Origin of the sequence: Meiothermus luteus (assembly GCF_003574085.1) — a bacterium.
GTDB lineage: Bacteria > Deinococcota > Deinococci > Deinococcales > Thermaceae > Meiothermus > Meiothermus luteus.
This window is the reverse complement of sequence record NZ_QWKZ01000087.1, coordinates 1-11763: the sequence shown is the minus strand read 5'-3', so window position 1 is coordinate 11763 and position 11763 is coordinate 1. Positions and strand designations below refer to the sequence as shown.

The window sequence follows — 11763 nt, the reverse complement described above, 5'->3', positions numbered from 1 at the left end:
CCGTCTGTCCCAACCCCATAAACCCCCAGTGCTTGGAGCTGCCCAGCGACGCCCGGCAGATCACCCTAGGGCTCACCTTCACCCCCTTTCCTTTCGGCGATGTGGCCGACGCGGTCAACCAAGCCGCCTTAGGGGTGGCCCAGGCCGAGCTGGGGCTAAGGCAGGCCCGAACCCAGCTCCAGGCCCAGGCGGTGGAGGCCGCCTACCGGGTGCGGCTGGCCGAGAGGGGGCTCGAGGTGGCCCGGCTGGCGGTGCGGGTGGCCCAGGCCAGCCTGGAGGCCACCCGGCTGCGGGCCCAGCGCGGAGCGGCCGGCCCCAACGAGCTGCGGCAGGCCGAGGCCGGGCTGCGCCAGGCGGCCCTACAGCAGGCCGAGGCCGAGCGCAACCTGGCCCTGGCCCAGCAGAACCTGGCCGACCTAATCGGCAGCGGAAGGGCTGAGCCCCCTCCTCTTCCCCTGCCCCCGGAGGCTACCCCACCCCAGGTGCGCCAGGCCGAGCTCCAACTCGCAAACGCCCAGATAGGCTACGACCGGGCCCTAAGGAGTGTCCTACCGGTATTGCAGGGCAGCTACACCCGCAACACCTCCAACCAAGAGGCTTGGAGCATCTCCCTCAACTCCCGAACCCTGCAGCCCAGCCTCAGCTACACCCACCAGTCCCAAGGGCGCACCCCTCCCCAGGACCGCATCCAGGGCACCCTCCAAATTGGGCTTTCGGCCAACATCTCGTTCGGCTTGCTGGACGCCCTAGGGGCCGCCCAGAAGCAGGTGGAAGCGGCCCAGCAAGCCCTGGAAGCCGCCCGGCGCAGCAGCAAGCTACAGCTCGAGCTGCTCCAAGCCGCCCTAAAGAGCGCTGAGCAAAACTTAGAAAACGCCCGCAGCGCCCTAAAAGATGCCGAACAAAGCCTGAATGAGGCCAAGGAGCGAGAACGCCTGGGGCTTACCAGCCCGCTGGCCACCCTGCAGGCCGAGCTAAGCCTGGCCCAAGCCCGGCTGGGGGTGGAGCAGGCGGAGCTGGGCCGCATCCAGCGCATCCTTGACCTGTACCGCTTCTACGCCCTACCCCCAAGCGAGGTGACCCCATGAAACCCGCAAAACCCACCCTCTTGTTTTTGAGCTTGTTCTCTTCCCTGGCCCTCTCCCAGGGCCTAACCTTAGAGAGCGCCCTCGCTAAGGCCGGCGAGCAGGCCCCGGTGCGGGCCGCCCAGGTGGAGCTGGAGGATGCCAAGGCCAGCCTACAGCGCACCCTGGCTGACCCCCTGCTGACCCGCCCATCCCGCCTCCAGGCCGAGCAGCGCCAGGCCCTGGCCCAGGCCAACTACGAGCGGGCCCTGGTCCAGGCCCAAAGCAGCATCGTAGGGGCCTACGCCCAGGTGCTCGAGGCCCAGCTCCAGGTCCGCCTGGCCCAAAAAGCTATGGAAATCGCCGCAAGGGGGCTCGAGGTGGCCCAGATTCGCCAGCGCAACGGCTCTGGCACGGCGCTGGACGTGCGCAACGCGCAAAACCGGTTGGAAGATGCTAGGAGCAACCTGAGCCGGGCCGAGAACGGGCTGGCCCTGTCCCAAAGCTCCCTGCGCAGCCTGGTCGGGCCTTTCGGCGAGCTCTCCCCCCTACCTGCCCCTCCCGCCCTACCCGAGCGGGGCCTGCTGAGGGAGCTTCTGGAGAAAAACCCCGATATGCTGCAGGCCCGGCAGCGGCTCGAGCTGGCCCGGCTGCAGGTGGAGCTGCTTGACCCCAGCTACGCCGCCCCAGCCGAAATTGAGGCCGCCAAGGCCCGAGCTGAGCAGGCCGCAGCCGCCGCCCGGGAGCTAGAGCGGGGCCTGGGGCTCCAGTACGACTCGCTCTACCAGAACCTGGAGGCCGCGGCCCGGAGCCTGAGCGTCCAGCAAGCCGCCCTCGCCAACGCCCGGGAGGCCCTCGCCAGCGAGAGAAAGCGGCTCGAGGCCGGCCTCATCAGCCAGCTCGCCTACCTACAGACCGAGCTCAGCTACCTTCAGGCCGAGCTAGCCGCCCAGCAAGCCTTAGGGAACTACTGGCGGGCCTACTACAGCCTGCGGGCGGGAGGGCGCTGATGCGGGGTTGGATAGGCCTGCTGGTGGGGATTTTGGCCCTGGCCCTTCTAGCGGGGTGTGGTCCTCGCCGAAGCGCCCAAAGCGAACCCCGCAACGCTGGGGAGGCCCTCGCCAGCCAGGTAAAGGTCCGGGTGGTGGAGGCCAAAAGCGGGCGGCTTACCATAAGCCGCACCACCGGGGCCACCCTGGCCCCGGCCCGCGAGAGCCAGGTGGGGGCCACCGCCGCCGGCAAGGTGCTCTCCGTATTGGTGGAGGAGGGCAGCCGGGTGGCGGCGGGCCAGGTGGTGCTGCGGCTTGACCCGGAAAACGCCCAGACCGCCTTGCGCAACGCCGAAATTGCCCTGGAGCAGGCCCGGGTGAACCTGGCTCGAGCCGAGCGGTCCACCGCCGGCTCGCTGGCCCCCCTGCAGGCCAGCCTGGAGTCGGCCCTGGCCAATCTGCGGGCCGCCGAGCAGCGTTACCAGGAGGGAAAGCAGCTCTTTGCCGCCGGGGCCATCGCCCAGGTAGAGCTGGTGGGCCTCGAGGCCACCTACAACCAGGCCAAGGCCGCAGCCGACAACGCCCGGGAAAACCTGGCCAGGGCCCAGCGGGCCTCCCAGGAGGACCTAGCGCTGCTACGCCTGCAGGTGCGGCAGGCCGAGAACCAGCTTGCCCAGGCCAAAAGGGCCCTGGCCGATACCGAGGTGCGGGCCCCCTTCGCCGGGGTGGTAGCCGAGGTCTACGTGAACCCCGGCGAGTTCGTGGCCGCCGGGCAGCGGGTCTTCCGGCTGGCCGACACCCGCCGGCTCGAGGCCCGCTTCCGCCTGCCCCCCGAGGACGCCGCCGCGCTGCCTCTGGGCAGCCTTCTCAACCTGAGCTACGGGGAGCAGACCTACACCGCCCGTCTCATCCGCAGCAGCCAGGTACCCGGCACCGATCGGCTGGTGGAGCTCACCGCCCAGGTGGAGGGCAGCCCTCCGCTTGGGGTAAGCGTCCAGGTCCGCTACACCCTGACCCTGGCTGAGGGCATCCTGCTGCCCGCAGGGGCCCTCCGCACCGAGGGCCGGACCACCTTCGTGTACCTGGTCCAAGGAGAAAGGGCGGTGCGCACCCCGGTGCGCGTGGTGGGCGACAGCGGAGCCCAGGTAGTGGTAGAGGGGGTAAGGGCAGGAGCCCAGGTGGTCTTTCCGGTGCCCTCGAGCCTAAGCGACGGGGATAGGGTGGAGGTGGTTCGGTGAAGGACCAAAAGCCGGTCAACCCGGCCATCGAGTTCTTCGTACGGCGCTTTGTCTTCTCCACCGCGGTCTTTCTGGCCCTGGTCCTCTTCGGCCTCATCTCCGGAAGCCGGGTAGGGGTAGACCTCCTGCCCCGCTTTGAGATACCGGTGGTCGCGGTCACCACCGCCTACCCTGGGGCCGGGCCAGAGGAGGTGGAGCAGCAGGTAAGCCGCCCCATAGAGGAGGCGGTCTCCACCCTCTCGGGCCTGGACCAGATCGCCTCACTTTCCGGTGAGGGCTTCTCCCAGGTCATCGTCTCCTTCGAGTTCGGGCAGGACATCAACCGGGTGGCCACCGACGTGGCCCAGCGGGTGGCCGCCGTAAGAGGCCAGCTCCCCCGCGATGCCCAGGCCCCGGTGGTCCAGCGCTTTGACCCGGGCGCCGCGCCCATCCTCTACATCGCTCTATCGGCCGACGGGCGCGACCTGCGCGAGGTGGCCAAGTACGCCAACGATGTGCTCAAGCCCCGGCTGCAGCTCATCGGTGGGGTGGCCGACGTGCAGGTGCAAGGGGCGCCGGAGCGGGAGGTACAGGTCCTGCTTGACCCCTATAAGGTGGCGGCCTTCGGCCTCTCGCCCCAGCAGGTGGTGGGAGCCATCCAGGCTTCAGCCCTGGCGGTGCCCGCCGGAACCCAGGACGAGCAGGGGCAGCGCCTTCTCTTCACCCTGCGCAACACGCCCACCACCCCGGAGGAGGTGGGGCGCATCCTGGTGGACCCTACCCGGGGCCTCGAGGTGCGCGACTTGGGGGTGGTGCGGGATACCCAGGCCGAGCCCACCCGCCTCACCCGCCTAAACGGCCAGCCAGTGATCCCCCTAGCGGTGCGCAAGACCCCCGACTCCAACGCGGTGGCGGTGGCCCAAGGGGTGAAGCGCACCCTGGAGGAGGTGCGGCTGCCCCCGGGCTACTCCGCCCAGATCGTGGGCGACACGACCGTTTTCATTGAGAATACTGCCCAGGACACCTTCCGCGAGGTGCTGCTGGTCGCCCTCATCGTCTCCTTCATCACCCTGGTCTTCCTCGGCAAGCTCAACTCAGTCTTCAGCGTGGTGCTGGCCATCCCCATCACCATGTCGGGGGCTCTCATTGTCTTCGGGCTGCTGGGCTTTACCTTCAACATCATCAGCCTGCTGGCCCTGATTGTGGCGGTGGGCATCGTGGTGGACGACTCCATCGTGCTCTCCGAGAACATTGAGCGCTACCGCCAAATGGGCTACGACAACCTGCAGGCGGTGCTCAAGGGGGCCACCGAGGTACTCTCAGCGGTTTCGGCAGCCACCCTTTCGCTTCTGGCGGTGTTCCTGCCCATCAGCTTCCTACCGGGGATTATCGGGGAGTTTTTCCGTCAGTTCGGCATCGTGCTGGCCGCGGCCATCGCGGTGAGCTGGCTCGAGGCCCTCTTCTTCCTCACCGTGCGGCTGGCCTACTTTCCCGACCCCGACCCGCCGAGCTGGCCGCAGCTCGGACGCCGTCTGCTGGGCCTAGGCGACGACCTGCGCTGGGGCCTGCGGCTGCACGTCTACCGGCAAAAGGACGCCAGCCTGGGCTGGCGCCTCTTCAACCTGCTCCTCACCCCCCTCACCCTGGCCCTGGCCCCGCTGCGGCGGGCCGCCTCGGTGCTGCTGGGGTTCGCCGGGGCCATCGCGGGAAGCCTGCACGGGGGCTCGGAGCGGGTCTTTCTGGCCCTGCGGGAGCTTTACGCCAAAAGCCTGGCCGCAGCCCTCCACCGAAGCGGGCTGGTGCTCCTGGTGGGCCTGGGGTTCTTCCTCAGCATCGGCTTCGTGGCCCCGCGCATCCCCTTTAACTTCACCCCCAAAAACGACAGCGGCCAGATTAACATTGACCTAGCCCTCCCCAAAGGCACCGCCCTCTCCGAAACCAACGCCCTCACCCGCCGGCTGGAGGAGTGGCTAAAGCAGCGGCCGGAGGTGCGGGCCTTTCTGACCACGGTGGGTAGCTCGCAGAACCTCCTCGGCGCCGGAAACCCTGAGCGGGCCCGCATCGTGGTGGAACTGGTGCCCAGGGACGAGCGGCCCAACGTCTACGACCTGGCCCCCGTCTACCGCGAGGCCCTGGGAGCGCTCCTGGCCAACCGGCCCGAGGCCGACCTGCGGGTCTCGGTGCCTGAGGGAGGGCCGGGCGGGGCCGCCGACCTGCAGTTCACCCTGACCGCACCCAACCCGCAGGTGCTGGAGGAGAAGAACCGGCTGGCCCTGCAGGTCCTGCGGGGCCTCCCCTACCTGAGCGATGTGCGCAGCAGCCTCGAGGAGACCGCCACCGAGCGGGTGCTGGTGCCCGACCCGGCCCGGCTCCAGGGCACGGGGCTCAGCCCAAACGACCTGGCCCAGACCCTGCGCATCTACAACGCGGGCACCCAGGCCGCCAACCTGCGCGCGGGGGGGGACGACATCCCCATCGTGGTGCGGGCCGACCCGCGCTTCGTCCCCGACCAGGCCAGCCTGCTCTCGCTGCCGGTGGCCGCCCCGGCCCTGCGCAGCACCCTGCCCATAGGCAGCCTGGGCCAGTTTGAGACCCGCCAGACCCCAGCCCAGCTCTCCCGGACCAATCAGGCCTTTTCCGCCGGGATCAACGCCAACCGGGCCCCCGGGGTGGAGCTGGGCATCCTGCAAATCTCTAACCTGGTAGAGGCCGAGCTGGAAAAAGCCGGGGTGCTCGGGGATGGGGTGCGGCTGGAGCGGCAGGGTTCCACGGCCTTCGTGGGTGACCTAGCCCGAAGCGCCCCAATTGCCTTTGGGCTGGCGCTTTTGCTCAACTTCCTGGTGATTGCAAGCCAGTTCAACACCTTCCGCTACCCCATCTACCTGCTCTTGCCGGTGCCCCTGGCCCTGGTGGGGGCCTTCTGGTTCCTCTACTTCTTCAGAAGCGGCCTGGACGTGGTCTCGGTGCTGGGGGTGGTCATCCTCATAGGCCTGGTGACCAAAAACGCCATCCTGCTCCTAGACTTTGCGGTCCGGGCGGCGCGGGAAAAACCCCTGTACGAGGCCTTGGTGGAGGCCGGGCGGCTACGCCTGCGGCCTATTCTGATGACCACCCTCACCGTGCTGATGATCTCCATTCCCCTCATCGCGGCGGTCGGCGAGGGCTCGGAGTTCCGCCGCCCGCTGGGCATCATCATCCTGGGGGGGGTCTCGGTTTCCATGCTGCTTACCCTCTTCGTGGTTCCGGCCGCCTTCTACCTCTTTGAGCGCAAGCGCTACGAGCAGCTCCAGCGGCAGGACCAGCCCCTTCCTGCCTCCACCGACTAGGACCGCCATGCGCTTGAGCAAGCACCACGTCTTCTGGCTGGCCTTCCTCGGGGGGCTGCTCTTTTTCGCCGGGGCCATGGTCTGGTACACCCGCCAGGCCCTAAGACCCTACCCCGCGGACCCCGAGGCCCTAAAAGCCCTGGAGCCTGCCCCAGGCCTAGAGGTGCGGGCGACCCCCTACGGATGGGTCTTCATCCCAAGAGAAGCCCGAGGCGGCCTGGCCTTCTACCCAGGTGGCCTGGTGGAGCCGGAGGCCTATGCCCCGGTGCTGCGCCGCATCGCCGGAGCCGGTTACCGGGTGGCCCTGCTGCGGGTGCGCTACAACCTGGCGGTCACCGAGCAGGGCAAGGCCCGGCAGCCCATCGCCGAGGCCCCCGGGCTGCGCTGGGCGGTAGGGGGCCACAGCCTAGGAGGGGTGGTGGCCTCCAACTTTGCGGCCAGCAATCCGGATGCCAGAGCCTTGGTGATGTGGGCCGCCTACCCGCAAAACGACCTCTCGAGCCGCCCCCTTCCCACCCTGGCCCTCTTCGGGGAGAAAGACGGCCGCATCAGCGCGGAGCAGCTCGAGGCCCACAAGAGCAAATTCCCCCCAGGCACCCGCTTCGTGGTCCTACCTGGGCTCAACCACGCCGGCTTTGGCGCATACGGCCCCCAGCGGGGCGACAACCCTGCGGCCCTTCCTAAGGAAGCCGGTTGGGATCAGGTGGCCCAGCGAACGGTGGCCTTCCTGAGGGAAGCCCTGGACAGTCCTCCTTAGGCCCGCGCGCTTCCTTGCATTGTAGAATCCGAGGAAGCTATGGGCCGTCTTTTGTTCTTCGCGGCGAGTGGAGCGGTGCTGCTGGCAATGGCGCTTGCTCCATGGGCCATTCCACTACGGGAGTTTGACGGAACTGGATACCTTCTCAGTCCCTTAGGGACCATTAACCCCAAAGGGCTTTCCCTTCCCGAAGGCTTGAGCTTCCCCTGGCTGGGTCCCCTATTTGGGGCATGGGTGGCCTTGATCGTAGCGGCCATCGCGGTCTTCCTCACCCCCAACCCTCAGGCTCGAGCCCGCCTCCTATACGTCTTAGGAGGGCTTGGAATCGCCCTCTTCGCGGTGGGCGCCCTGCTCTTTTACCAGGCAGTGGGCTCCGCCAACGAGGCCGCCCTGGCCGCGGGGGCCCGGCGCCCCCCGCTGCGCCGCTTTGCCCTTTCGCTGGGGATGTACGCAGGGCTTTTTTACGCCCTAGCCCTGCTGCTCCTCGCCCGAATGCAGCTCCCAGGTGGCCTGGCCTTCCTGGTCCGGCTGCGGGGGGTGGTGGTCCCGTTGGTCTCCCTTTTGCTGGCGGTGGTGGTAGGGGCGGTGGTAGTCGCCATCCTGCGGCCTGGCCTGGGCACCCAAGGGGTAGAGGGGCTGGGGCTCCGCGAGTTTATAGCCAGCAAGCTCGACCTGGTAACCTACACCTTCCAAATCCTCTTCAGTCCCCTACTCAGCCTGCCGGGCCTCTTCAACAGCCTGGCCTTCGCCACCCCCCTAATCTTCACCGGGCTAGCGGTGGCCTTTGGCTTCCGCGCGGGCATGTTCAACATCGGGGCCCCAGGCCAGCTCACCATAGGGGCCTTGTTCGCCATGCTGGCCGGGGTCTACCTTCCCCTCCCGGGCTTCCTCCTCTTGCCCAGCGCCATTCTGGCGGCGGCCTTAGGGGGGGCCATCTGGGGCGGTATCGTGGGCTGGCTCAAGGCCCGCTTTGGGGCCAACGAGGTCATCAACACCATCATGATGAACTACATCGCCGCCTCGGTGCTCCTGTTCATGCTGGCCGCCAACGAGTACCGCTTCTTCGGCCAGACCGTGCGGCTGCCCTTCAAGGCGGAGGGCTTTGAGGGACGCAGTGAGGAGATGCAGGAAGGGGCCCGAATCCCTCTGATGATTGACCTCCTGGCGCCGGGCGGCACCTTCTCCTGGGCGCTGCCCGTGGCGGTGGGGGCGGGCCTCCTTACCTACTATGGGCTGCGCCGCTTGGACCTGGGGCGGCGGCTGCTGCTGGCGACGGCTGCGACGCTGCTGGGGTTCGGGCTGGGTGGCCTATTGCCGGGGTTTCCAGTGACCATAAGCTCGGCCTTGGCCTCCCAGCTTCTGAACGGCTCCTTTCTGATCGCGGTGGCCGCCTTGCTCTTCTACAATTTCTACCTTTTCCGCACTGCAGGGGGGTATGAGCTGCGGGCCACCGGGCTGGCCCCCAAAGCAGCAGAGTACGCGGGGGTCAGCCTGAGGCGCAAGATGGTGGTGGCCATGCTAATCTCCGGAGCCCTGGCCGGGCTGGCCGCCACCCACTACGTGCTGGGGGCGGGAATGGACGGCACCTACCGGCTCAAAACCGCCATTCCCTCGAGCGTGGGCTTTGACGGCATAGCCGTAGCCCTGATGGGGCAGAATACCCCCATCGGCATCTTCCTGTCGGCCACCCTGTTCGGGATCTTGCTGGCCGGAGGGGTCTCTCTCAACGCCCAGCTTGGCATAAGCAACCAGATTATCCAGGTGCTGCAGGCCCTTATCATCCTGTTCATCGCCGTGGGGGGGCTGCTCCCGCGCTACTTCACCGACCCGCTGCGAGCAGCCCAGGTGGAGACCGAGGCCAAAGCCGAGCAGGAGGCCCAGCCGGCCCAGCGGGCCACCCTTTGAGAAAGTCAGGTGGGGAGTTATGGAAATTGCCATCGCGCTTCTGTTCTCAACCCTGCGCCAGGCCACCCCGCTTCTGCTCACCGCCTTAGGCGGCCTCTTCTCCGAGCGCAGCGGGGTGGTCAACATCGCCCTGGAGGGCATGATCCTCTTCGGAGCTGCCGCGGCGGCCATCACGGTCAACCGGCTCGAGGTGGCCATGGGGGGCGAGGTGGTCTTCTGGATTCCCTGGGTGGGCCTCCTCGCAGGGGCCCTGATGGGCGGCCTGGTGGGCCTAATCCACGCTGTTGCGGCCATCAAATACCGGGCCGACCAGATTGTCTCGGGCACCGCCATCAACATCGCCGCTCTGGGGGCGCCTTCCATCGTCTTGCAGGTGCTCTACAACAACACCTCAACCTCCCAAGAGGTGGTCAACCGGCTGCCCAACGTGAGCCTGGGGCCTGGCAGCGTTTCCATCCTGGTCATCTTCGCCTTTTTACTGGTCCCCGTGGTCTGGTGGGTGCTCTTCAAAACCCCCTGGGGGCTCCGCTTGCGGGCGGTAGGTGAGCACCCCGAAGCCGCCGAAACCATGGGCATCAACGTAATCCGCATGCGCTACACTGCGGTCGTGCTCTCCGGGGTGCTGGCCGGCATCGCCGGGGCCTATTTGTCCATCGGCTTCCTGAATCAGTTTATCCGAGCCATGAGCGCCGGGGCCGGTTTCATCGCCTTGGCGGCGCTCATCTTCGGCAAGTGGCACCCCCTAGGGGTCCTCGGCGCTACCCTGCTCTTCGGGTTCGCCCAGGCCCTGGCCATCCAGCTCCAAGGCGGGGATGTGCTGCCGGCCACCTTGGTCCAGGCCCTGCCCTTCATCCTAACTATGCTGGTTCTGGCTGGCTTCATAGGGCGAAGCCGGCCCCCCGCGGCGGTGGGAAAGCCCTACGACAAGTAGTAAAATCGGCCTCGAGGAGGCCAGGGTGTTGCAGCTCATCGTGTTTGCGGGCTTCGCGCTGATGCTCTACAACGTGTATTTTGGCTTTCGCATGAAAAGCCAGGCCCCTGGGGGCATCATCGGGGAACGGCTCGTCCAGCTCAACTCCTTCATCGCCCTCTTTGCCCTAGGCTACCTAGCGGTAGGCCTGTTGACCTGGGGGCGGCCCGCCGATCCTCTTCTGCTCATCACGGGCCTAATCCTGCTGTTTGGCGCGGTCTTTGTGTGGCTGGTGCTGCGCCTGGTGGAGGCCATCCTGGCGGCTTTGGAAGCCTGATGCAAATCTACCGGCAGACCCAAAAACCGCTCGGCGTCTTCCTGAGCCGGGAACAGCGGCTCATCTACAGCCTGTGCCGCGAAGAGGTAAGCGATATCCTCCTGGCCCAGCGAAGCGGCCTGGCCCTGGACCTAGTCCGCCAAATCCTGAGCGAGCTCTGCGCCCAGGGTCTGGTGGAGCGGGTGACCGGGGAAGAGGCAAAAGAACCTGCCCCCTCCCCCCTGGAGGCGGCCCGAACCCGGCTCCGGGAGGCCCTACAGGCCACCTTGGGGGAACAAGCCGCCCAATACCTGCCGGAGCTGGAGGCCAAGCAGAGCCTGGCCGAGCTGGAGGGGTGGGCCCGTCGGCTGCTGATAAAGCTAAGGCTCACCATCAGCCAAAAGGCCGCGGGCGTCCTCGAGGCCGAGCTCAAAAAAATCTTCTAGCTACTCCCGCAAAACCCCCTGCAAGCGGCGCCGCATGGCCTGGGCATATTCCATCCAGTCGGAAAGCGCCTGCTCCACCGACTGGCGCATGAGAAACTCCCCCGGGGAAAGCCGCTTCAAGAGCAGGAAGGGGGGGCTGCTCAGGCTCTCCAGGATGCCCTGCAGGTGGTCGGCCTCCAGACCCATTTCCCGGGCCATGGGCATCAGGTCGGCCAGGAGAAAGACCTGCTGCGGGGGGTAGTCGGCCAGTAGGGTCAGCACCGCCGAAAAGTGCCCGCGTTCGTGCAGCACACCGAAAACATCCTCCTCAAGCCGCTGCACCGCCTCAAAATCCACCCGCCCTTCTCGAAGAAGCCGCTCCACATCCAGCGGCCCCACGGGAAACTTGCTCCTGAGCCGCACCAAGCGTTGCAAAGCCTCGGGCGACACATAGCCCAAGCTCACCTGGGCCAGCCCCGAAGGGCGCACGGAGGCGATTTCCGCCAGGGCCTCCCCCTTCACCGACTCTCCGGCCACGATGGCGGCGTACTGCACCCGCCCCTGCTGGCGGTAGACCAGCAACTCCCGAGAGGGAAGCTCACCGAACTTGGCCAAGGCCAGATGGAAGGTGCGCCGCCCCAAGGAGGCCCGAAAAACCCAAGGGGCCCCCGCCGACTCCCGAACAAACCCCAAGGCCTCGAGGTCGGCGGAGAAGGCCGGTACTTCCATCGGCAGGGGTTGGTGCGGAAAGATGACCTCCTTCGGGTAAGGGGTCACCCGGATCCGCTTCTCAGGCCCGGGGTCGGGCTGAGGCTTGGGCCGCTCCTCAACCGGGCGGGGCCGGGGGGGTTTAGCAG

At 67.4% G+C, this 11763-nt stretch carries 10 protein-coding genes; 9 read left to right on the top strand and 1 reads right to left on the bottom strand.

From position 1 onward, the window contains the following. The 9 genes from Mlute_RS11740 to Mlute_RS11700 form a co-directional block, all read left to right on the top strand. The coding region (locus tag Mlute_RS11740; protein WP_147371078.1) for a TolC family protein at positions 1-1085 on the top strand (1085 nt) is incomplete at its 5' end. Continuing rightward, a complete protein-coding gene (locus Mlute_RS11735; protein ID WP_119360821.1) occupies positions 1082-2071 on the top strand; it encodes a TolC family protein in 990 nt (329 codons plus the stop codon). The genes Mlute_RS11740 and Mlute_RS11735, both read left to right, overlap by 4 nt. Continuing rightward, positions 2071-3288 (top strand): efflux RND transporter periplasmic adaptor subunit, encoded by a 1218-nt coding sequence (locus Mlute_RS11730; RefSeq protein ID WP_119360820.1) that lies wholly within the window; start codon positions 2071-2073, stop codon positions 3286-3288. Before Mlute_RS11735 ends, Mlute_RS11730 begins: the two co-directional genes overlap by 1 nt. Continuing rightward, a complete protein-coding gene (locus Mlute_RS11725) occupies positions 3285-6593 on the top strand; it encodes an efflux RND transporter permease subunit (protein ID WP_119360819.1) in 3309 nt (1102 codons plus the stop codon). Before Mlute_RS11730 ends, Mlute_RS11725 begins: the two co-directional genes overlap by 4 nt. 7 nt (positions 6594-6600) lie before the next feature. Continuing rightward, positions 6601-7350: an alpha/beta hydrolase gene (locus tag Mlute_RS11720; protein ID WP_245958952.1), complete on the top strand. Its 750-nt coding sequence runs from the start codon at positions 6601-6603 to the stop codon at positions 7348-7350. 39 nt (positions 7351-7389) lie between these two features. Then, positions 7390-9255 carry an ABC transporter permease gene (locus Mlute_RS11715; RefSeq protein ID WP_119360818.1) on the top strand — a complete coding sequence of 622 codons (1866 nt, stop codon included), beginning with the start codon at positions 7390-7392 and terminating at the stop codon, positions 9253-9255. Between the two features lie 19 nt (positions 9256-9274). Next, complete coding sequence (locus tag Mlute_RS11710) at positions 9275-10186, top strand: ABC transporter permease (protein ID WP_119360817.1); 912 nt, start codon at positions 9275-9277, stop codon at positions 10184-10186. A 25-nt stretch (positions 10187-10211) separates the two neighbouring features. Next, a complete protein-coding gene (locus tag Mlute_RS11705; protein ID WP_119360816.1) occupies positions 10212-10502 on the top strand; it encodes a hypothetical protein in 291 nt (96 codons plus the stop codon). Then, positions 10502-10927, top strand: a complete 426-nt coding sequence (locus Mlute_RS11700; protein WP_119360815.1) for a hypothetical protein — start codon at positions 10502-10504, stop codon at positions 10925-10927. The genes Mlute_RS11705 and Mlute_RS11700 overlap by 1 nt, the downstream gene beginning before the upstream one ends. Here Mlute_RS11700 and Mlute_RS11695 read toward each other — a convergent pair. Beyond that, positions 10928-11763 (bottom strand): hypothetical protein (locus Mlute_RS11695; protein WP_119360814.1); only part of this gene is annotated, 836 nt, incomplete at its 5' end.

Coding starts and splice junctions, on each gene's coding strand:
- Mlute_RS11730 (WP_119360820.1), top strand. CDS start 2,071: ATGCGGGGTTGGATAGGCCTGCTGGTGGGGATTTTGGCCCTGGCCCTT.
- Mlute_RS11700 (WP_119360815.1), top strand. CDS start 10,502: ATGCAAATCTACCGGCAGACCCAAAAACCGCTCGGCGTCTTCCTGAGC.
- Mlute_RS11715 (WP_119360818.1), top strand. CDS start 7,390: ATGGGCCGTCTTTTGTTCTTCGCGGCGAGTGGAGCGGTGCTGCTGGCA.
- Mlute_RS11720 (WP_245958952.1), top strand. CDS start 6,601: ATGCGCTTGAGCAAGCACCACGTCTTCTGGCTGGCCTTCCTCGGGGGG.
- Mlute_RS11710 (WP_119360817.1), top strand. CDS start 9,275: ATGGAAATTGCCATCGCGCTTCTGTTCTCAACCCTGCGCCAGGCCACC.
- Mlute_RS11735 (WP_119360821.1), top strand. CDS start 1,082: ATGAAACCCGCAAAACCCACCCTCTTGTTTTTGAGCTTGTTCTCTTCC.